Genomic DNA, 20,759 nt, shown 5'->3' on the forward strand with positions numbered 1-20,759 from the left:
ATGAGGATGTGCAGTCGTTTGCTGCATGTCCTTTTTTAATCATTGAAAAAATACCGTGACAATTCAGTTACTAGAGTATATAATGCTCAGAAACGAAAGGGGGGATTTGGATGGAGTTTGTTCAATATGAGGATGCTGAGAAATTTGCGGAGGTGGCGGAGCCGGTCATCGAGAAAAACGAGGATGTATTCAGCCTTTTCTACGGTATTTTGCAAGCAATAAAAGCGGGGAAATATGAAAATCCTTTCATGGCAGTTGTTTCGGATAGGGGAGAGGTACTTGCTTTATTGCAGATGACCCCGCCACATCCGTTAAATCTCGTCATTGTGGATGAAAGCAGGAAGGATGAGACGATAGATTTCATCGTACGGGAATTGCGATCGGCTTCAGTGCCTGTTCCATCTATCATCAGCGTGAAGCAATGGGCGATTGCATTCGCAGACGTTTGGGAGCGTCAAACAGGGAAGAAGCAAAGACTGCTCATGGATCAGGGACTTTATCGGTTGGATGAAGTTGAGGAGAAGCTAGAGATGAGCCCGGGAAGCTGGAGGTTCGCTTCTGGCGAGGATGCTCCGCTAATCGAAAACTGGTTTGCATTGTTCGAGGAAGATGCCAATCTGGATAGGACATTACCGGCGCTCATTCAAGAAAGGGTCGCGGCATTCCTCGATGCCCGGGAAGTTTTCCTATGGGAGGATGAAGGGAAAGTCGTCTCGATGATGAAGAAATCAAGACCTACAAAAAACAGTGTCACCGTGTCTCTCGTGTTTACACCGAAAGAGGAACGGAAAAAAGGTTATGCCCGCACGATGGTCGCGCAAGGTTCGAAGGAGCTATTGAAAGACTATGAATTCTGCGTGCTCTATACGGATATGATGAACCCTACATCGAATAAGATTTATAAGGAAATCGGCTACAAACATATCGTTGATTCACTTCATATTGGATTCGAAAAGTAAGAAAGGGCATGGCGCGCCCAAAGAGTCGTCTCCGGCGCTCAAAAATCGGCTTCTGCGCTCAAAGAGCCGTCTCTCGCGCTCAAAGTAGAGCTCTTCGCGCTCAAAGCAGAGCTCCCCGCGCTCAAAAGCGTCCGCCGCGCGCTCAAAGTAGAGTTCCCCGCGCTCAAAGCCGTCCGCCGTACGCTCAAAGAGTCGACTCCCGCGTTCAAAGCCACCACCTCCCCACACATAAAAAGGCCGCCTCTTCTGCAGGCGGCCCTTTCATGTCATGCTTCACTCACAGAAAATATCCCCAACTTCTCAATTCTGCGGACGGCTTCAGCAATGCGTTCTTCACTTGCCAGCAGGCCGACCCGCACATAACCTTCGCCGTGCGTGCCGAAGCCGTTTCCAGGAGCAACGACGACTCCCGCCTGTTGTAGAAGAATATCCGCAAACGCCTCACTCGTATAGCCTGGCGGAACGGGCAGCCAGGCGAAGAAGGACGCTTTGGGTGCTTCTACATCCCATCCGATCCGTTTACATTCTGCAATGAGTATATTTCTACGTTTTTCATACAATGCAGTCAGTTCGCGCACACATGCCTGATCTTCTGTCAAAGCAGCAATCGCTGCATGTTGAACTGCTGGGAAAAGGCTGATGAACAAGTGATGTTGCAGTTTATTGATCGCTTCGATCATTTGGCGGTTTCCGACCGCAAAGGCGACTCTCCAGCCGGCCATGTTGTATGTCTTCGATAATGTGTACATTTCAATTCCGATCTCTTTTGCACCTTTCGCTTGCAGGAAGCTGACAGGCTTCTCACCGTCGAAACCAATTCCGCCATACGCCATGTCATGCAAAATGAAAATCTCGTTCTCCTTGGCAAATGAAACCGCTTCTTCAAAGAAGGGGACGGTCGCAACTGCGCTTGTAGGGTTGTTCGGGTAATTCAAATACATGATTTTCGCTTTCAACTTCACGTCTTCAGATAATGCTCCAAAATCGGGCATAAACCCATTTTCCTTCAGGAGAGGCATCGTTTCATAAGTGATATTTGCAAGACTGACTCCAGATAAATAATCGGGATACCCGGGATCGGGCAGCAATAGCAATTCGCCTTCATCCATCATTGCCAAAGGAACTTCGACTAGTCCTATTTTGGATCCCCCTAGAACCGCGACTTCTGTATTCGGGTCCACATCCACATCATATTCACGTTTGTAAAACTCCGAGATAGCTTCCCGGAATTCCGGAATGCCATTGAATGGGGAGTATCCGTGAGTTTCCGGACGCTCCGAAGCTTGTTGCAAAGCTTTGATTATATGAGCAGGTGTCGGCTGATCTGGGTTGCCCCTTCCTAAGTTGATAATGTCCAAGCCTGCAGCTTTGGCCGCATCGACTTTTTTAACTAATGAAGAAAAGAAATGGGGTGGCATGTTTCGTACACGGTTTGCAATCAACATGTAACTACCTCGTTTTCATAGTTTTTAGATTCGTCTGACTATGTTGTTCTTTCATTCTACTATATGCGTCTGAGGAAACTCAACATGATTTTCTGCGGGAAATGAAAAGCCGCAACCCGTTTCGAAACGGGTGGCGGCTTCAATTATTCTGTTTATTATTCATGATGAAAGTCAAAAGAGAAACCCAATGATCGACCTGTCGTTGCAAGTCTATATATTCCTTGGAATCCCTTCTCAGCCGTTTATCAAGATTGGAGTATAAACGAATGATGCGGACCGGTTTCGTCTCGTCTTCGATAATCATCTTCAATTCAACATTGGCAACTCTACGGTGAATCGCCTTTTTTGCAATCGGTATCTTTTTATTGATGACCTGTGCGACGGATTGTCCGAGCGCTTCGATGCGTTCCATTGTCCCGTCGGCTTCGTTCACAACGGTTTGCTGGCGTGTGCCATTTTCATAAACTTCCACTGCCAATAGCGCAGAATAAGGATAGTCAGAAAGTATGTACGGCATTTTGTGAAATGCTTTTGTTACTCGCTTGCCATCGATAAGTGGAGCAGGCTCCCAAAAATGGATTCTTCGATTCCTTTCGTCAACAGCGATCTTTGTAAGTAAATCATCGGCAATAAAGGCATGCGATTCAAAATAACTCGATGATTTCGGTTGGAAAGTGTCCAAGTATTCCTTCTGACTAGCTTTCAACTTTTCTTCCGTCCGTGTTGAAAGGGATAAAAAGAGTATTGCAAACCCGAAGAATAAGGCGAAAAAGATAAAGCCGGGAAGGAAGGCATCGCGCTTAATGAAATAAAACATGGCAGCTATCCCGATGATAGGCGCGAGACAGCCGAACCGGACATACCAATTGGATTGTGTGGAAGACAAGTGAACCCCTCATTTCAGAAATGATCAACTAGCAACACGACTAGATTTGTATTTATCATATCGGATGGAAAAACGAATAACAACTTCAATAAAAAAGCTGTCCCTCCTTAAAAGGGACAGCTCATCCAAAATCAGTTCACTTGTGCAGCTTCAATCTCTTCAGTCAATTCAACGAGCTGATCAATCAATTCACCGATATACGCAATCGTATCAAGTAAAGGCTGTTCCGTCGTAATATCGACTCCTGCCATTTTGGAAAGCTCGGCAGGGGACTTCGTGCCACCTGCTTGCAATACTTTCAGCCAATCCTCGACAGCTGGTTGCCCTTCCTCCAAAATACGTTTCGAAACCTGAGTGGAAATCGTCAAGCCCGCGCTATACGTGTAGGGATATAAGCCCATGTAATAATGCGGTTGGCGCATCCATGTCAATTCCGCGCCTTCGTTAATTTTCACGTCGTCTCCCCAGAATTCTTCGAGGACGCCGCGCTTCAAGCTATTCAACACATTCGCATTCACACTGCCGCCTGCATCGATGCGCTCGTATACTTTACGTTGGTACGCCGCCTCCAATAAGTGTGTGACGAAGTTATGGTAGTACGTCCTCGACACGATGGAAGAAATGACCCAGCGTTTGAATTTCGGATCATCCGAATTGGAAAGCAAGTGATTCGCCATCAACATCTCATTCATCGTCGAAGGTGCCTCGATGAAGTACATGGATGGGCGTGAATTGAAAATGTTCTGGTGTTGGTGGGCGTTATAGAAATGTCCCGCATGCCCTAGTTCATGCGCCAAAACGAAGACATCTTCCATGCTGCCTGTCCAGGAAATCAAAATATAAGGATGGACGCCATAAGGACTTGAACAGAAAGCGCCTGTCGATTTACCTGCGTTCTGTGCAAAATCAGTCCAGCGCTCTTTATAGGAACGAACGATCATATTCATGTAATCGTCACCCATGATGGAGAGCGCGTCATTGATATATTTCTTCGATTCTTCAATTGTGATTTTCGGCTCATAGTTCGGATCCAACGAGATTTTTAAATCCGAGAAAGTCATTTCGTCAAGGCCGTGAACTTTCTGAAGAAGCTTTGCGTATTTGCGCATATGCGGCGCAAGATTTTTCATGATCAAATCGATTTGGCGGTCGTACATGGAGCGGTCTACTTCCTGGGTGAAGAGGAGGTATTCGAACACATCTTTATAGCCTCTAAGATCGGAAGTCGTTTTCTCCTTCTGCAAATGCATATCGTATGTCTTTGCAGTCGTATGCTGATACTCTCTCAACTTTGCATGGAAAGCATCATATGCGGCCCTTCTCTTTTTCGTATCTGTTTCGGACTCCCATCCGCCTTCGAAAGTCGTATAGCTTAAGGGGTAGTTTTCGCCGTCGACTTCAAAATCATCGAAGTTCATGTCGACTAATTTTGTCGTATTATACAATCCGTATGGCGCATTCAGTACAGAAGAGAATGCCGCCAATGTCTTTTCCACTTCGGGATGAAGCTTATGCGGCTTTTGACGAATCAGTTCTTCAAGATAGTTTTTATACTCCTCGGATTGGTTCATCGCGTTTTCCAATAACTCACCCGACACTTCTGAAAGTTCACTTGTGAAGAATGACAGCTGGCTCCCGAGTTTGGATGCGATCGAGCCATATTTGCTTGCGCGCATTTGCGCTTCATCATTCGTTTGATCCACACTATGCGCTAGGCTTGTGTATGTTCCGATCGGCACCATTTTGCCCATGAGGGAAGCATATCCATCTAAAGCTTCGATGATGGTTTTCTCATCATTGATGTTTCCCTTAAAGCGCTCTTCGAAGGATGCTACTTCACTTTCGAGCTGTTCAATCGCTGCATTATAGTCCTCTTCAGTTTTAAATAGGTCTTCCAAGTTCCATGTTTCTTCGATGTTCACTGCTGAACGCGGCGGTAAACTTTTTACCATTCTCATCTCTCCCTTTACCATCATAATTATTACGGGTGTCGAACTAATGAATAGTATATAGCAAACTTATAGAAAAGTAAAAATGAATAGTCATTTCTGCACTCTATGGTATATCGTCACTTTCTCGCAAGCCGTTCGATCTCATCGGCGACTACGAAAGCGAGGTCTTCATTGCCGAAAAGTTGAAGGACATCGAGCATCGTTTCATTGTCTATATGAAGGTCGTCAAATCCGTCATCGTCTTCAATTACTTCTTGTAATGCCGTGTTTGCTACTTGTTCGGGATACGCTTTTTTGTAGAGCAGTTGAGGATCCAATTCATTGTTTGCGCACCATTGCACGAACAGGCGAATCATCAGCGTTTCATCCTCCCTGTATTTCTGTATGATTTGTTCATCGATATTTCTGAATTCCATTTCCATCCCTCCGGTGATAAGTTATGATTCTAAGTATATATGAAATGGGGGATTTCAATCGTGAAACGAGTCGACGTTGTTTATTCAGCCATCCTAAAAGAGGGAAAAGTGCTTATGGTGAAGAATAGGAAATATGATAACTGGACCTTGCCAGGCGGTGGCGTTGAAAAAGGGGAGACGTTGGAATAGGCAGCGCAGCGTGAAGCTTGGGAGGAAACCGGCCTTACGGTCAGAATAGGGAGTTTGCTGACGGTAAACGAGGCATTCAGGCAGAAGGAAAATAACCATGTTTTATTTTTTATTTTTATGGCGGAAGTGGTGGAAGGTGAAGTGGAAATCAAAGATAAAGGCGGCATTTTAGAAGCCGAGTGGAAAGATCTTTCATTCGCGAATGAAGCCATGCCTTACTATGAAGGCGGTATTGAGAAGCTGCTGGAAACGTCAATAGCGTATACATTTCAAGGAGTGCAGGCTTGATGAATCAACAGCAAATGAGCGGGAGAAATAAAGTAGGCTGGAACCAAAACGCTTATGAAGCATGGGTGACACGACATGGCTCACCTAATGACTACGCAAACGAATTAATGGCAGATCCGTCTAGAAAGGTCAGTTATTATTTGGACGAAATTGGAGAAGTGAAAGGAAAAAGAGTACTAAATTTACTTGGCTCAAAAGGAAATAAAGCAGTTTGTTTTGCGCTTCTTGGAGCTGATGTCACAGTAGTCGACCTATCTTCCGAAAATAAACGTTATGCAATGGAATTAGCAAAAGCGGCAGGTGTTTCGATTACTTATATTGTCAAAGATGTGCTTGAATTGACCGAAGAAGAAATTACACCATTCGATATTGTCATTCTTGAAATGGGGGTACTTCATTACTTCGTTGATTTACATCCTTTATTTCAAAAGGTATCCACGCTTATGAAAGAGAGAGCTATATTTATTGTAAGAGATTATCATCCAATTGTTTCTAAAACGTTACGTATCATAGATGGAGAAGTGATACTGGATGGTAACTATTTTAGTGATAAGTATTTGGAAGTTGAGGTGGCCTATTCAACTTTACTTCCCAAACAAAGCAGACAAAAAATGGAGAAAAATATAATTCGGCAATGGATGCTATCCGAAGTCGTCAATGCCCTTATTAATTCCGATTTGAAGATAAGAAAAATGAAAGAGGATAAGGGAGTTCACTGGGCATTTCCACCAAATTCACCGGAAGGGATTGCTGATAGGCTTCCAGGAACATTTACAATTATTGCTTCGAAGGTTTTCCGTTAAGTTTATTAATAAAAAGGGGAATACACCGTGGGATATATAGAGGAATTGAGAGAAGTTGTCGGGAACCGTCCTTTACTGCTGACTGGCGCAGGGGTAGGCGTGTTCAATAAAAAAGGGGAAATCCTTCTGCAAAGAAAATTAGATGGACGTTGGGGAATTCCAGGAGGATTTATGGAACTTGGGGAATCTGCTGAAGAAGCGGCTCGGAGGGAAGTTCTCGAGGAGACGGGCATGAAAATCGGAAAGATGGACCTTGTAACCGTTGTATCCGGCGCACAAACTCATACCGTTTTAGACAATGGCCACGAATATTATTCGGTGACAATAGTTTATGCAACGGATGATATTCGTGGCGGTGAACTGCTAGCAGACGGCGTTGAAACATCAGAAGTAGGTTTCTTTAATTTGCAGCAGCTGCCTGATAACTTGAGTCCGATAATACGGACGATGATTCTGCAATATGCAGCTACGCATAAATGAGCAAGTCAGGAGTTTTATGCGTAATTGCGGGAGTTTATGAGCTTTTGTGGAGATTTATGCGCATTTAATTGCAGTTATGAGTTTTTCCTGGAATTTATGCGTGAATCGCTGCGTTTATGCGTCTTTCGACGGTTTTATGCGTGAATTCGGCAGCTGGCAGGTGATGTTACAGCTTCAGGATTTATTGCTGACGAAGAAACGGACGATCCAATCGACATCAAGTGGCCCATCTACGATTTCATAATAGAGCAGCGAGTTTTGGATGATCAGATTTTCAGCAACGACAATTGTAATGTTATTTCCTTCTGAATCTCTTAAGCTGATGGTTAGTTCATCGATATTGTCATCCGGGTCAATTTCTTCCGGTTTTAATTTTTTAACATGATAGTTTTCCAGGAATTGAAGCAATTCATCGACCTTATGTTCATCATCGATGCTCCACGTTTCTGCGGGAGAGCCGTGCATCATCGGCTTTGTGAAGGTTAGCATAGCGAATTCGGTATCAACTGTATCAATGAATTCAGTGAAACTTTTTTCCTTGAAATCATTGATGGTTTCAATCATTGTATACATCCCACCGATAATGAGTGCAATGAGCAAGAAGGCCCGCATTTTCATGTTCAATTCCTCCAGTCTCCGTTTGTATAGTATACGCAGCGGTTGCTTATATGGAATAGTACTCATGCTATGATTTAGCGGGAAGAATAATTAATGGCGAAGCGAGATAAATGAAATACTTTTTGAAGGTCGCGAAATGCTACTGAAAGAGATACTTGATGATTACTGTTATAATAGTATTCAAACAATAAAGAATATACGGGGGGGTAGTGAAATGGAAAAGATTGAAAATGCAATCCAAGACTTTTATGCAGATGACTTCGCCTGGTGCTTCGGATGTGGGCGGCTGAATGAGGGAGGGTACCACTTCCGAACTGGCTGGGATGGTGAGAAAACGGTTACATACTATGAACCTTTGGAAAAGCATATGGCAATTCCGGGATTTGTATATGGTGGATTAATCGCTTCGTTCGTTGATTGCCATGGAACGGGATCATGCGCACTTGCTTTGTATCGGAAGAACGGCCATGAACCTGGAGATGATGCGGAAGTTCCCCGATTCGTAACCGCCTCGTTGAATGTGAACTATTTGAAGCCGACTCCTCAAGGAAAATTACTGAAGGCAGTCGGCATGGTCGAAGAGATCCATCCAAAGAAGTGGAAAGTGAATGTGGAAGTATTTGCAGATGACGTTCTTTGTGCAACCGGGGAAGTTGTCGGAGTGGTCATGCCAGCGACATTCACAGGGAATTAAACCAGTATATGGAAATATTCAGTTGTCTTTAGTGATAAAGGAGAGGGGGAGTTGGAAAGATGCTATACGTAATGGGAATTGTAGCGATTGTTATGTGTGTGCCGATAACCGCCATCTTGACGGACTATAAACGGAAGACGATGAAATTCAAGGCGGAAATGGTAAGGGAAGAAATCGAACTGGAGAAGCTGAAACAACAGAATTTCATCATCGAAACCGAAAAGATGAAGCTTGAGTTGGAGCAGATGAAGCTTGACTATACATCCGGCAAAAATGAGCTACTAAAAATCGACGAAAGAGTGGGATAAAGATGTCCGATAATTCGATGCCTCCATACAATGACCTGATCGGCGACATGTTAAAAAAGCGTGAAAGTGAAAACGGCATGGAGAATTTGAAGGGCTTCGGAAAACCATTGCCGAAAGAGTATTTTTCGGGCGACACGTTCCAGCATTTTCAGCGGATTGCAAAAGACGCAGGCTATAAACCGCATTGGTTGAAATTGCAGCACGAAATTAGTGGCATGATCGGTGTGATCTCAACACTTTCATCGAACGGAGAACAGGACAATCTACAAAAGCGTGTGGATGAAGTGAATGAAAAAATTGCTGAACATAATAGACATTGTCCCCCACCGATGTTGAAGGGCCGCATCTCACTCGATTCCCTGGATAGAGCAAAAGAAATTTGGAGTTGAATTGGAAGAACCCTGCCTCTCGCTATATAGGATTGTTAGTTATTTGCATCCTTTTACTTTTGGTAGGGTGCAGTCCGGCAGTAGAGGGATTTGGAAATAACCCCCCCTCATTCAGCGAAAGGGCGCAAGTGACCGAGATGCCGGAAATTACGATTGCCAAGGTGGATTTATTGATAGAAGATATGACGCTGGAAGAAAAGATCGGCCAATTGCTCATCGTTGGGATGAAAGAGAAAACATTTGGCGATGAGTTGGACCATCTAATTCGTCAATATCATGTTGGGGGAATCATTTTACTAGGCAAGAATATTTCGCATCCTGCGGGGATACTGAAGTTATTGAATGAAAGCAAGAGGGCGAATTCGGGTTATGAGATTCCGTTGTTCATTTCGGTCGATGAAGAAGGGGGGCGCGTGTCCCGCTTGCCCTCGAGCATGAGGAAATTGCCTGCGGCGGAATACTTCGGACGTATCGATGATGAAAAGCTTGCCTATCAAACTGGTGAATATCTCGCGGATCTGTTGCACGGTTTTGGCTACAATATGAACTATGCACCTGTTTTGGATGTCCATAGCAACCCGAAAAACCCTGTCATCGGGGACCGATCATTCTCATCCGATCCCCATGCAGTAGCGGATTTAGGCATGGCCGTGATGAAAGGCATGACGGACAATGGCATCATTTCGGTCGTCAAACATTTTCCGGGGCACGGGGACACCCATGTGGATTCCCATCTATCGTTGCCAGTCATAGAAAAGACGCTCGATGAACTGCGTGAAATCGAACTTATCCCTTTTCAGCGGGCGATTGAAGAACAGGCCGATGCGATCATGGTGGCGCATATCATGTTCCCTGAACTTGATGATAACTATCCTTCTTCTTTATCCAAAAAGATCATAACGGATCTATTACGCGAGGAAATGCAGTTTGAAGGTGTCGTCATTACGGACGACTTGACGATGGGAGCAATTGTCAATGACTATACAGTGCCAGAAGCAGCTGTGCAGTCCTTCAATGCTGGCAGTGATCTGCTGTTGATAGCCGGTGATTATGAAAACCAGGTCGGTACAATCAATGCATTGATGGCCGCCGTGAAAGCAGGGACGATTTCCGAGGAACGAATTGATGCAAGCGTCAGGCGGATATTAAGGTTGAAGGAACGCTATAAACTGAAAGATGATCCAATAGAAGAGATTGATTTAAATTTGATTGAAAAGAAATTCCTTGAATTAATGAAATGAAATTGAAACTTCCTCCTTGCTTATCCGTATATATATACTAGTACAGTAGAAAACAAGGAGGTAGACGATATGGAAAACACGGGATTGAAAGTGCTCGTTCACGCTAGCGCGTTTTTCGCACCATTCCTTGTTCCGTTCATAATTTATTTGGTTGTGGATGATCCAGAAGTGAAGAGAATATCCATTCAGGCGCTGTTGTTCCAATTAGTGATGGGCGCATTGATTTTCATATCTGCGATTTTAATCATTTTCTTAATCGGCATTCCGATGATCATCGTTTTCGGTCTGATGACAATCATCGTACCAATCTTAGGGATTGTAAAATCATTGCAAGGTGAGACTTATAATTATCCAATTGTCGGTAGATGGATCTGATCGTCCCCCCCTTTTTCGCGAAAGCGGTCTGGGGGTTTTTTATTGTCCATTTTCATTCATGTTACGCACTTGTTTTGTATATGTTGGTAGTAGCAAAGATTCGTACAAATTTAAGAAAGGGGAGAGGCATGAAGATCAAATTCAATCTCGTGACGCAAATTTTTATCGCCTTCGTGTTAGCCATTATTTTGGGCAGTTTGTTCGGAAGTTCCATCAATTTTCTTAAGCCGTTCGGGGATTTATTTTTACGCTTAATTAAGTTCATCATTGCTCCGCTCATTCTATCTACCTTGGTCGTCGGTGTTGCAGGTACGTCAGATCCGAAGCAGCTAGGGAGAATGGGTGTCAAGACAGTCGCCTATTATTTGGCGACTACCGCAATCGCCATTATTATTGGGCTTACCGTTGCATTCATGATTTCGCCAGGAAAAGGATTATCAATTTCATCCGATGGATTGGTCGCTCCGGAATCAGCGACGCAAGAACCGCAAAGTACAATCACGACTATATTGAATATCATACCGGAAAATCCGTTCACTGCTTTGGCGACGGGCGGCATTTTACAAATCATCTTCTTTGCATTGTTCGTCGGGCTAGCCATAACATTGGTCGGAGAAAAGGCGCGTCCCGTCTATACGTTCTTTGAAGGCTTTGCCGAAATTATGTACAAAATTACCGGGATTGTCATGAAATTTGCTCCTATCGGCATTTTAGGTCTACTAGCTCCAGTTATCGGACAATACGGGCTTTCCGTTCTTTTGCCGCTCTTCAAAGTGATTCTGGCAGTTTACATTGCCTGTATCCTTCACGCGGTCGTCGTTTATTCGATGGCGGTCAAGTCATTCGCCGGAATGAGTCCGAAAAGGTTTTTTAAAGGGATTTCCCCTGCAGCACTAGTCGCTTTCAGTACTTGCAGCAGTTCGGGCACGCTTCCTGTAACAATTAAAAATACGAATGAAAATCTGGGCGTTCCGAATAGGATATCGAGCTTTGTCCTTCCGCTCGGAGCAACGGTAAATATGGATGGCACGGCCATTTATCAGGGGGTTGCCGTCATTTTTATCGCACAATTTTACAACCTGGAATTGTCATTCCTCCAGTTGCTGACGGTTGTCCTCATTACCATTCTGGCATCAATCGGGACAGCTGGAGTTCCAGGAGCGGGCATGATCATGCTTGCAATGGTGCTGACATCCGTAAATATGCCGCTTGAAGGAATCGCATTGATTGCCGGTATCGACAGGGTGCTCGATATGATGAGAACATCGGTGAATGTCGTCGGGGATGCTTCCGCGGCGGTCGTTGTTGCCGGCACGGAGAAGGTATTGGATAGCGAATGAAAATAAGAAGACCGGAATCCTAAATTGGATTCCGGTCCTTTTTAACGTTCTAAGCGCTGTTCAACTTCGTTCACAACATCTTGAACGGACATTCCGTGAATGCTGACGACTGGAAAATCGAATTGATCGACGTTCACATCGCTGACCGCACGTACAACGCCGATGTCATAGCCGTTCAGATTTTCATCGCTTTCAAACATTTGCACCTCATGCCCTTTTTCCTCCAATGCCACTTTCACATCGTCAAATGGGTTTTCAACTGCAATTTTCGCCATTTGAATCACCTCCGATTTAGTAAAGTGTTTCCGTACTTTGTTTTCCCGGAATCAACACTACTAAACACGCAGTTCTTAGCACAAAGGCTCCATTAATTGCTTAGAGCTCATATCATTCCCGCGTTGCTTCATTCACATCGCCATTTTCGTCTCTGAGCTTTCTAAAGCCGGAAAATGCATCGATTATTACTGTTGCAATTGACGCGAGTCCAATAATCATGATAATTAAACGGACCTGTGGAATGATGTCTTCGGGCGACCTCTGGAACACTCCAGCGAGGACGTCAGCCAGATAAGGCAAGATGAGCGATGGATTGAGAAGAAGGACAATGATAACGATTGTCCAAGCGGCGTTAATGATAAGATTGCCGTATGCCAGCCTCGTTGTCCATTTGGGAGATAAGGATTTGTAGGAGGAGAAAACGATCTCCATAGTGAGCAACAGAAGGGTTACCGGAAACAAAGTCATTACGGACATATTGCCAAAGCCAGCCATTTCAACTTCAATCCTTTCGAATGCTAGTACCATGTAATCTACCCGGAAATCCCGTGATTTAATACGGGAGGCGGATGAAAAAATGACTTTTTCGGATTCTTAACATTCACTCTTTAGATTGCTGTATACTGGAGTTATTGTTTAAATTTATAAAAAAGCGTGGGGATTTCGTTGACATCTCGTAAACAGACACAAAATCCAGCCAACCCGGTCTACCCGATCATGTTTGCCATCGGTGCTTGCCATTTGCTGAATGATACGCTTCAAGCGGTCATACCGGCGATGTTCCCGGTGTTGGAAAAGGAAAGAGGATTAAGTTTTACACAGCTCGGATACATATTTTTCGCTTTGAATATGGTTGCATCCGTACTGCAGCCGGTCGTAGGCTATTTCAGTGACAGAAAACCGATGCCGTATGCGCTTCCTATCGGGATGACTTTCTCCTTAATCGGGATGGCAGGATTGGCAATCGCGCCAAGCTATTGGCTCATTCTCCTGTCCGTCATCATACTGGGGCTTGGATCAGCGGTATTCCATCCGGAAGGATCCCGTGTGTCCTTCTTGGCAGCCGGGTCGAAACGAGGCCTGTCCCAATCAATTTATCAAGTCGGGGGAAATACAGGACAAGCATTGGCACCGCTGATCAGCGCTTTTGTCTTAGTGCCGCTAGGTCAAAAGGGAGCAGCTATTTTCATTGCAGTCGCGGCTCTCGGGATTTTCATCTTGACCAAAATTTCCGCTTGGTATAAGCAGACATTAGAGCTGGAGAAAATTAACAACCGGAAAAAGGTGATCCTTTCTTCAATAGGCGATTTGACAAAAAAGCAAATCGGGATTGCTCTCGCTTTATTGTTGACAATTATATTTGCTAGATCATTCTACGTCACGAATGTTACAAGCTTTTATATCTTTTACCTAATGAATGACTATGGATTGAAAATTGAGCAAGGCCAGCTATACATATTCCTATTCATGGCGCTTGGTGCTGCGGGCACATTTTTCGGCGGACCGATGGCTGATCGGATCGGAAGGAAAAATGTCATCGTGTTGTCATTGTTAGTTCCATTGCCGCTCTGCGTTCTCCTGCCGCATGTTCCGATTTGGGCAGTAGGGCTACTGTTGGTGTTAATCGGATTCTTCATTATGCTTAGCTTCACTGTCACTGTCATTTATGCGCAGGAGCTTGTCCCGAGTAAAATTGGGACTATGGCCGGTTTGACTGTCGGCTTGGCGTTTGGGATGGGAGCGATTGGGGCGGTTGTTATCGGAAGGATGATGGATACAATCGGCATCTTCCCTACGATGGTCATTGCCTCCTTCCTGCCATTCATCGGCTTAGTCGGATTGGCTCTGCCAAAGGATCAAAAAATCATGGCGCCTTCTGCAGAGTGATAAATACTTCCCTTATCGATTAAATAGGGAGGAGTCGCTTGCTTGGAAAGGTGCTTACGCTTAAGGCTGCCATTCATTTGGCGGCCTTTTTGATCCCTTTACAAGAGATTCGAATGGGCGTATATTGAGGAGCAAAGTTTGCAAGGCTTATCAAATGAGGAGAAGATCCTCATGAAAGTACTGAAAAACTATAAAAAAGGAGACTGTTTTCATGAATTATAAAGATCCGATTTGGACAAAGCCGTTCATTAGTCTATTCTTAACGAATTTGTCCGTTTTCATCGTGTTTTACGGTTTGGTATCGACATTGCCGCTTTACGCAAAAGATGCTTTAAGCCGGACAGACGAAGAAGCAGGTTTGTTGATGACGATCTTCTTAGTATCCGCCATCATTGTCCGGCCATTTAGTGGTAAGTTGCTAGATATTGTAGGGAAGCGGAAAATGTTGTTGATCAGCTTGTTCTTCTATCTCATTTGCACCATACTTTACTATTTCATTACTCCATTCGGAGGATTGCTTGCATTGCGTTTCTTCCAAGGTATTTGGTTCAGCATCGTTACGACAGCAGCAGGTTCACTTGCCGCGGATATCGTTCCGAAAACCAGACGCGGAGCTGGGCTTGGCTATTACGTCATGTCCACAAATTTGGCTGTCGTCATCGGGCCGTTCATCGCTCTATTCATCATCCAGTCATATTCCTACGATGCATTATTCCTCTTGCTGAGTGTCCTAATGACCATTGGAGCGCTCGTGGCACTCCTTATTCCAGAGTTGGAAACAGGCCACAATGTGAATAAGTCGAAAGGATTTACATGGAACGATTTATTTGAGAAGAAAGCAATGCCGATTGCGATATTGGCAAGCTTAATCGCATTTTCGTATGCGAGTGTCCTTTCCTATTTATCGATATACGCTCAAGAGAAAGGCTTATTGGCGCAAGCCAGTTTCTTCTTTGTCGTCTTTGCAGCGGTCATGCTCATTACCCGTCCATTTACAGGAAGGATTTTTGATGAGAAAGGGCCGGCATATATTCTGATCCCCGGTTTCCTGCTATTCTTCTTCGGTCTGTTCATACTCTCTTTCATGAGCTCCCCAGGATTATTTCTTATAGCTGGAGCATTTGTCGGGCTTGGCTATGGAGCATTGGTACCGAGCATGCAGACGCTTGCGATTCAATCGACAACACATCAAAGGAGCGGATATGCGACCGCGACGTTTTTCACGTTATTCGATTCCGGGCTAGCAGTTGGATCTTATGTTTTAGGGATTGTCGCAGTTCAGATGGGCTATCGCAATATGTATTTGCTATCAAGTATTCTCGTGCTTGCAGTGCTTGCATTATATATATTGGTTAACCGGAAACGGCAACGCTGAAGGCGAATTGGACTGGATATTGAAGTTGCACGTTATCTTGCTTCAGTTTAGGGTATAGACTCAGTAACTATGTTTATGGGAGTCGATTTTGCTTTGGATAGGAAGTTTTGGAAGAACCCGGTGTTTTCCATATCGGCAGTCGTCATTTTCGTACTAGTTGTTCTTGGTGCAGTCATACCGAAACCGTTTGAGACGGTTGCAGGACAATTATACGGATTCACGACGGCAAAGTTTGGTTGGTTTTATTTATTGACCGTTTTCATTATCATCGCTTTTTTAATTGGATTGGCAATCAGTAAGTTTGGTGCAATCCGTTTAGGAGGGGATGATGAAAGGCCTGAATATCCGTTTTTCACTTGGATCGGGATGCTTTTTTCAGCCGGCTTTGGAGTAGGACTTGTCTTTTGGGGAGTGGCGGAACCGATGAGTCATTATTTTGCTTCGCCTCTGAATGGCGTCGAGCCGCAATCCGAAAATGCCGCCAGAATTGCAATGGGCTATTCGTTTTTCCATTGGGGGATTTCGCAATGGGGAATTTTTGGCATTGTGGGGCTTGTCATCGCCTTTCTGCAGTTCCGGAAAAAGAAGGATGGCCTTATTTCGACTGCATTGGAGCCCTTGGTCGGTTCCAACCGGTATTTGAAGACGGGAATTGACTCATTTGCCGTTATTGCAACCGTTATGGGAATAGCGACATCGCTCGGGATGGGTGTGTTGCAGATGAGCGGTGGATTAGAATATGTCTTCCAAACAAAAAATACATATTGGGTGCAGCTGCTCATTATTTTCGTTGTTTTTGTTGCCTATATGATTTCTGCTTCTTCCGGTTTGGGTAAAGGGATTGCATATTTGGGCAACTTTAATTTAGCGATGGCGATCGCGATGCTTGTCTTTTTCTTCTTCGTCGGTCCGAAAGTATTCATCCTGGAGAGCTTCACATTGGCGATTGGAGACTACATAAATAATTTCATTCGATATAGTTTGAGGCTGCAGCCTTATCAAGGCGGGACTTGGGTGAAGGAGTGGACGATCTTTTATTGGGCATGGACAATTGCTTGGTCTCCGTTCGTCGGTGCTTTCGTTGCTCGTGTTTCTAAAGGCCGTACGATCCGTGAGTTCATTGCGGGAGTGATGATCATACCGCCCGTGTTCGCCTGCATGTGGATTGCCACATTGGGCGGGACGGCATTGTACAGCGACTTGAACAACGGGACGCGGATTGCTGAAGCGGTAGATGCAGATGTCACTTCAGCCATCTTCGAAACTCTAAAACACTTGCCATTTACAGGAGTCATGTCTTTACTTTCTGTCGTTCTTATTTTCACGTTTTTAATTACATCTGCCGATTCCGCAACATATATTTTGGCAAGTATGACGACGAGAGGGAGCTTGTTTCCTCCGCTAGTAGTCAAAATGATTTGGGGTTTCCTCATGTCTGCGATTGCAGCAGTTTTGCTCTATGCAGGCGGCTTGGAGGCTTTGCAATCGGCGTCTCTCGTTTCTGCCCTTCCATTTACGCTCTTTCTCATTTTACTCATGATGTCCTTAGGGAAGTTGTTGGGGAAAGAACCGATTACGGTCAGGCCAACTGACATTCGTCAATTTGAAAAGATTGAGCAGGAAGTGAAAAAGAAGGCAAGAAGAAGGAAGCGGGATTAATCTTCTTTCTAGTAACATCAAAAGTGGAGGTGGGGAAAATCCCCGGCCTCCACTTTTTCACTTTGTATAAATCCGATTCAATGCGGCTTTGAATGCGGGCTTAATATTTGTTTCGGGGCGGATTGCTTGTGTCATCAGCTCTGCCTCCTCAATATTTTCCGCCTTTCCCAACTCAAGTAGAGTGGCTGCCGCCAGTGTACCGCCTCGTCCTCTTCCTGTATTGCAATGGAAATAGACATTTTTTCCGTCGTGGTATGCATCCATTACTTTATTCACGGCTTCGCGAATGGAGTTATCTTGTTCATCTGCATCATCCAATAGAGGCTGATGGACGCTTAGGTCGCTCGGCAATGGTCCGTCCACTTTTGCTCGCAAATCATAGATGACATCAATCTTTTCATTAGCCACTAATTCATCAATTGCATCAACACCGCCGAAGAAGATTCGATCTGTCACTAACGCTTTATACGGTTTGTTTGACATGAAATTCACCTACTCTTTGCATCACTATTCATGATTCTCTCCATAGATAATGGTACCATTAACTAAATAATCTTTAAAGAAAGAGGTGGATGCCTATGTGTGGCCGTTTCACTTTATTCGCCCCGTATTACGATATTATCGATCGATTCGATATTGAGTCGGCCTTTGCCGAAAGTGACTATATACCGAGCTACAACATCGCCCCTTCTCAACAAGTGGTTGCCGTCATCAATGATGGTCGGAAAAACCGTTTGGGACATCTTCGTTGGGGACTCATTCCTCCATGGGCAAAAGATGAGAAGATCGGTTATAAAATGATCAATGCCCGGGCTGAAACGGTAGCCGAAAAACCAAGCTTCCGAAGAGCTTTCCAAAAACAGCGTTGCATTCTTCCGGCGGATTCATTTTATGAATGGCAAAGGAAAGACGGAGAGAAGATTCCAATGCGCATCAGGCTTAAGAATGATGAGTTGTTCGCCATAGCTGGGCTGTGGGAATCATGGAAATCTCCTGACGGTAAGGTCATCCATACATGCACCGCGATTACGACCGCGCCGAATGAATTGATGAAACCGATCCATGACAGGATGCCGGTCATTTTGAAGAGGGAGGACGAGGCGGCTTGGCTTGACCCGCTAAATGATGATGTGGATTTCCTGGGGAATATGTTACGTTCGTTCGATGAGAAGCAGATGGATGCCTATAGTGTCTCATCTGCTGTGAATTCACCGAAGAATAATGAAGCAAATCTTATTGTTCCGGTTTGTTGATTGAAATTTGAAACGAATCTCTCCTAATTAACGTCTACTTGTTAATGAGGGAGAGGGGTTGGAATCGTTTGAGATGCAAGAATATACTTCCTGTCGGCCTAATGTTGTTGGTTTTATTATGGTGGAAACCATTGGATGTTTCTGCTTGCTCATGCATCATGCCGCCATCGCCGGAAGAAGCATTAGATAAGGCGGATGCAGTATTCAGTGGCGAAGTGGTGGAAATTGTCGAGAATAAGAAGTTCTTTGGGGGCGCTTATGGCAGAACAGTCCATCTCAAAGTGGATAAAGCCTGGAAGGGAATAAAAGAATCCGAGACGTCCATTACTACCGGATATGATGACGGGGATTGTGGATACTCCTTTGAAAAGGGGCAGAAATATCTTGTTTATGCATCGGCAAGTAACATGTATGTACCGGGCACTTTATCCACGACGATTTGTCATAGGACGACTGAACTTTCCAACGCGGCAGAAGACTTGAACGAACTAGGAGAAGGTCAGGAAGTTAGCAATGATGGCAGTCAAGAGGAAACTTTAGATGAAGGCATCATTCGATGGTGGGTGTTCGGACTTTTCGTTCTTGGTTTACTTGCTATTTTTCTTGGTTTCCGATATAAGAATAAACGAAAAAAAGCGCGCGGCTAACGATCACTGCGCGTTTTGTTATGTGAATGCCATCATCTGATCGAGCGGTCCTTGAGGTAGAATGATATCCGCAATATCTAAAATGGGAATCGGGAAGTATGGGAACCCCCATGCATATGGTGTAATTTCGTATAACTGGAAATAAATGATTAGTGAAGTGTCGGCAATATAGAAATCCTGATCAGGTCGAATTATTGTAAATGGGGGGTCCAATAACTGGATGTCCCATTTAGTAATGTCTATTCGGATTATGTCAGATAACTTCTTTACATAATCGCTTCCCGGTTGGAATAGGTCCTTGAGTGCATATTGTTTGCCGGTTTTCGTATCAAACGTAAGCGACTTGATGATTGTATGCCCATGAGCGCCACCAGTGAAAGAGTAAACAATTAAGTTTAAGCTGAGAATCCCACGCTGATTGTTCTTTATTTCGAAATTGGCCAGCAGTTCGACGAGCACAGGATTGTAAAACTGTTGATCGACAAGGACTTCATTGAGGGTGCGGATGATGGCGCTGTTTATTTTCCGTTGAATGAGTGCATCTTTCATTTGTGTCACAACAGGGTAATAGACATTGATTTTGGGCGAGGAATGAGGAAGTTTCTTCGTCAATATGGAAACCGGAAAATCCAACTCGGCAACGTCCTTTCTTTTCCGTAAGTCCTCTAGTATATGAGAAGAGGAATGACAAATGACTTCTTTGAAAAAATACATCGGTTTATGGACATACTGCATAACATTTAGCATTTCGTTCAAAATTATGGTAGGATTTAGATTCACAAAAGAAGAGGACGTGAAAATGAATGATCTCAATTACAATTCCGAAGCCGGATGTCACCATTCAGCAGCGCCAGCAAGAAATGAAAGCAGAGGAAGCGCCGATCAAACCGATCAACGGCTTTATCGATCTGCATGAAATCCCGCGCGACAAAGGGGGACTTATCCTTTTTTACAATAAAAGTGATGAACTACTATTCGCGGGGAAAGCAAGAAAGCTTCGTCAGCGCGTAAAAAAACATCTTGAAGACAATGTGTCACCTGTGAAAAATCACCGAGATGAAATAAACAAAATCTCCGTCATCGTTATCGAAGATCCGATGGAACGGGAAATCTATGAAACGTATATCATCAATACATTGCGCGCAAAATATAATGTAGATAAAGTATTTTTCGAATAACTGAAAGCAGCCGATCACCCGATGTAAAAATGGGCGATCGGCTTTTTTTATATGGATGAATAATACTGCTTTACAATGTGAAATGAATCGATTATTATAGA

Annotated in this window: 24 protein-coding genes and 1 pseudogene; 16 read left to right on the plus strand and 9 right to left on the minus strand. The window is 44.3% G+C overall.

Going from position 1 to position 20,759, the window contains the following annotated elements:
• The first annotated feature begins 110 nt into the window (after positions 1 to 110).
• Positions 111 to 959 (plus strand): GNAT family N-acetyltransferase, encoded by an 849-nt coding sequence (locus tag M3191_RS12245; RefSeq protein ID WP_251700665.1) that lies wholly within the window; start codon positions 111 to 113, stop codon positions 957 to 959.
• 266 nt (positions 960 to 1,225) lie between these two features.
• Here M3191_RS12245 and M3191_RS12250 read toward each other — a convergent pair whose 3' ends face one another.
• The 4 genes from M3191_RS12250 to M3191_RS12265 form a co-directional block, all read right to left on the minus strand.
• Positions 1,226 to 2,404: a pyridoxal phosphate-dependent aminotransferase gene (locus tag M3191_RS12250; protein ID WP_251700666.1), complete on the minus strand. Its 1,179-nt coding sequence runs from the start codon at positions 2,402 to 2,404 to the stop codon at positions 1,226 to 1,228.
• A gap of 139 nt (positions 2,405 to 2,543) precedes the next feature.
• Positions 2,544 to 3,290, minus strand: coding sequence for a hypothetical protein (locus tag M3191_RS12255; protein WP_251700667.1), 747 nt, complete (start codon positions 3,288 to 3,290; stop codon positions 2,544 to 2,546).
• A gap of 131 nt (positions 3,291 to 3,421) precedes the next feature.
• Positions 3,422 to 5,242 carry an oligoendopeptidase F gene (pepF, locus tag M3191_RS12260; RefSeq protein WP_251700668.1) on the minus strand — a complete coding sequence of 607 codons (1,821 nt, stop codon included), beginning with the start codon at positions 5,240 to 5,242 and terminating at the stop codon, positions 3,422 to 3,424.
• Positions 5,243 to 5,358: 116 nt separating this feature from the next.
• Positions 5,359 to 5,658 carry a hypothetical protein gene (locus M3191_RS12265; protein ID WP_251694080.1) on the minus strand — a complete coding sequence of 100 codons (300 nt, stop codon included), beginning with the start codon at positions 5,656 to 5,658 and terminating at the stop codon, positions 5,359 to 5,361.
• Positions 5,659 to 5,718: 60 nt separating this feature from the next.
• On the opposite strand from M3191_RS12265, the pseudogene M3191_RS12270 reads away from it, so the two are divergent.
• The 3 genes and pseudogenes from M3191_RS12270 (at position 5,719) to M3191_RS12280 (ending at position 7,418) form a co-directional block, all read left to right on the plus strand.
• Positions 5,719 to 6,135: pseudogene (locus M3191_RS12270) on the plus strand (NUDIX hydrolase).
• Positions 6,135 to 6,938, plus strand: a complete 804-nt coding sequence (locus M3191_RS12275) for a class I SAM-dependent methyltransferase (protein WP_251700669.1) — start codon at positions 6,135 to 6,137, stop codon at positions 6,936 to 6,938. The pseudogene M3191_RS12270 and the gene M3191_RS12275 overlap by 1 nt, the downstream one beginning before the upstream one ends.
• Positions 6,939 to 6,965: 27 nt before the next feature.
• Complete coding sequence (locus tag M3191_RS12280; protein WP_251700670.1) at positions 6,966 to 7,418, plus strand: NUDIX hydrolase; 453 nt, start codon at positions 6,966 to 6,968, stop codon at positions 7,416 to 7,418.
• A 174-nt stretch (positions 7,419 to 7,592) separates the two neighbouring features.
• On the opposite strand, the gene M3191_RS12285 is transcribed toward M3191_RS12280, so the two are convergent.
• Positions 7,593 to 8,036: a hypothetical protein gene (locus tag M3191_RS12285; RefSeq protein ID WP_251700671.1), complete on the minus strand. Its 444-nt coding sequence runs from the start codon at positions 8,034 to 8,036 to the stop codon at positions 7,593 to 7,595.
• Positions 8,037 to 8,250: 214 nt separating this feature from the next.
• On the opposite strand from M3191_RS12285, the gene M3191_RS12290 reads away from it, so the two are divergent.
• From M3191_RS12290 to M3191_RS12315, 6 genes are all read left to right on the plus strand, one after another.
• Entirely contained in the window at positions 8,251 to 8,730 is a 480-nt protein-coding gene (locus M3191_RS12290; RefSeq protein WP_251700672.1) for a PaaI family thioesterase, read from the plus strand.
• Between the two features lie 59 nt (positions 8,731 to 8,789).
• Positions 8,790 to 9,038 (plus strand): hypothetical protein, encoded by a 249-nt coding sequence (locus M3191_RS12295; protein ID WP_251694087.1) that lies wholly within the window; start codon positions 8,790 to 8,792, stop codon positions 9,036 to 9,038.
• A 2-nt stretch (positions 9,039 to 9,040) separates the two neighbouring features.
• A complete protein-coding gene (locus M3191_RS12300) occupies positions 9,041 to 9,427 on the plus strand; it encodes a DnaJ family domain-containing protein (protein WP_251700673.1) in 387 nt (128 codons plus the stop codon).
• Positions 9,428 to 9,564: 137 nt separating this feature from the next.
• Entirely contained in the window at positions 9,565 to 10,668 is a 1,104-nt protein-coding gene (gene nagZ / locus M3191_RS12305; protein WP_251700704.1) for a beta-N-acetylhexosaminidase, read from the plus strand.
• A 69-nt stretch (positions 10,669 to 10,737) separates the two neighbouring features.
• Positions 10,738 to 11,043, plus strand: a complete 306-nt coding sequence (locus M3191_RS12310) for a DUF4870 domain-containing protein (RefSeq protein WP_251700674.1) — start codon at positions 10,738 to 10,740, stop codon at positions 11,041 to 11,043.
• A 134-nt stretch (positions 11,044 to 11,177) separates the two neighbouring features.
• Positions 11,178 to 12,383: a dicarboxylate/amino acid:cation symporter gene (locus tag M3191_RS12315; RefSeq protein ID WP_435368159.1), complete on the plus strand. Its 1,206-nt coding sequence runs from the start codon at positions 11,178 to 11,180 to the stop codon at positions 12,381 to 12,383.
• Between the two features lie 41 nt (positions 12,384 to 12,424).
• On the opposite strand, the gene M3191_RS12320 is transcribed toward M3191_RS12315, so the two are convergent.
• Both M3191_RS12320 and M3191_RS12325 read right to left on the minus strand, forming a co-directional pair.
• Positions 12,425 to 12,658 (minus strand): YkuS family protein, encoded by a 234-nt coding sequence (locus tag M3191_RS12320; RefSeq protein ID WP_251700676.1) that lies wholly within the window; start codon positions 12,656 to 12,658, stop codon positions 12,425 to 12,427.
• Positions 12,659 to 12,770: 112 nt separating this feature from the next.
• Positions 12,771 to 13,187, minus strand: coding sequence for a hypothetical protein (locus M3191_RS12325; RefSeq protein WP_251700677.1), 417 nt, complete (start codon positions 13,185 to 13,187; stop codon positions 12,771 to 12,773).
• Between the two features lie 132 nt (positions 13,188 to 13,319).
• Here M3191_RS12325 and M3191_RS12330 point away from each other — a divergent pair, with 132 nt between their 5' ends.
• The 3 genes from M3191_RS12330 to M3191_RS12340 all read left to right on the plus strand — a co-directional run bounded on the left by M3191_RS12330 (position 13,320) and on the right by M3191_RS12340 (position 17,580).
• The gene (locus M3191_RS12330) at positions 13,320 to 14,546 is read left to right on the plus strand and encodes an MFS transporter (RefSeq protein ID WP_435368160.1); all 1,227 of its coding nucleotides are present in this window, start codon (positions 13,320 to 13,322) and stop codon (positions 14,544 to 14,546) included.
• A 211-nt stretch (positions 14,547 to 14,757) separates the two neighbouring features.
• Positions 14,758 to 15,921: an MFS transporter gene (locus M3191_RS12335; protein WP_251700678.1), complete on the plus strand. Its 1,164-nt coding sequence runs from the start codon at positions 14,758 to 14,760 to the stop codon at positions 15,919 to 15,921.
• Positions 15,922 to 16,014: 93 nt separating this feature from the next.
• Positions 16,015 to 17,580 (plus strand): BCCT family transporter, encoded by a 1,566-nt coding sequence (locus M3191_RS12340; RefSeq protein ID WP_251700679.1) that lies wholly within the window; start codon positions 16,015 to 16,017, stop codon positions 17,578 to 17,580.
• Between the two features lie 57 nt (positions 17,581 to 17,637).
• Here M3191_RS12340 and M3191_RS12345 read toward each other — a convergent pair whose 3' ends face one another.
• On the minus strand, positions 17,638 to 18,063 hold the full coding sequence (locus M3191_RS12345; protein ID WP_251700680.1) for a protein-tyrosine phosphatase family protein: 426 nt from the start codon (positions 18,061 to 18,063) through the stop codon (positions 17,638 to 17,640).
• Positions 18,064 to 18,158: 95 nt separating this feature from the next.
• On the opposite strand from M3191_RS12345, the gene M3191_RS12350 reads away from it, so the two are divergent.
• The gene (locus M3191_RS12350) at positions 18,159 to 18,833 is read left to right on the plus strand and encodes an SOS response-associated peptidase (protein ID WP_251700681.1); all 675 of its coding nucleotides are present in this window, start codon (positions 18,159 to 18,161) and stop codon (positions 18,831 to 18,833) included.
• A gap of 68 nt (positions 18,834 to 18,901) precedes the next feature.
• A complete protein-coding gene (locus tag M3191_RS12355) occupies positions 18,902 to 19,480 on the plus strand; it encodes a hypothetical protein (protein WP_251700682.1) in 579 nt (192 codons plus the stop codon).
• A gap of 18 nt (positions 19,481 to 19,498) precedes the next feature.
• On the opposite strand, the gene M3191_RS12360 is transcribed toward M3191_RS12355, so the two are convergent.
• Entirely contained in the window at positions 19,499 to 20,113 is a 615-nt protein-coding gene (locus M3191_RS12360) for a DUF3298 and DUF4163 domain-containing protein (protein ID WP_251700683.1), read from the minus strand.
• 170 nt (positions 20,114 to 20,283) lie between these two features.
• Here M3191_RS12360 and M3191_RS12365 point away from each other — a divergent pair, with 170 nt between their 5' ends.
• Positions 20,284 to 20,658 (plus strand): nucleotide excision repair endonuclease, encoded by a 375-nt coding sequence (locus M3191_RS12365; protein WP_251694101.1) that lies wholly within the window; start codon positions 20,284 to 20,286, stop codon positions 20,656 to 20,658.
• The last annotated feature ends 101 nt before the right edge of the window (positions 20,659 to 20,759 follow it).

The organism is Sporosarcina luteola, from assembly GCF_023715535.1.
Lineage (GTDB): Bacteria > Bacillota > Bacilli > Bacillales_A > Planococcaceae > Sporosarcina > Sporosarcina luteola_B.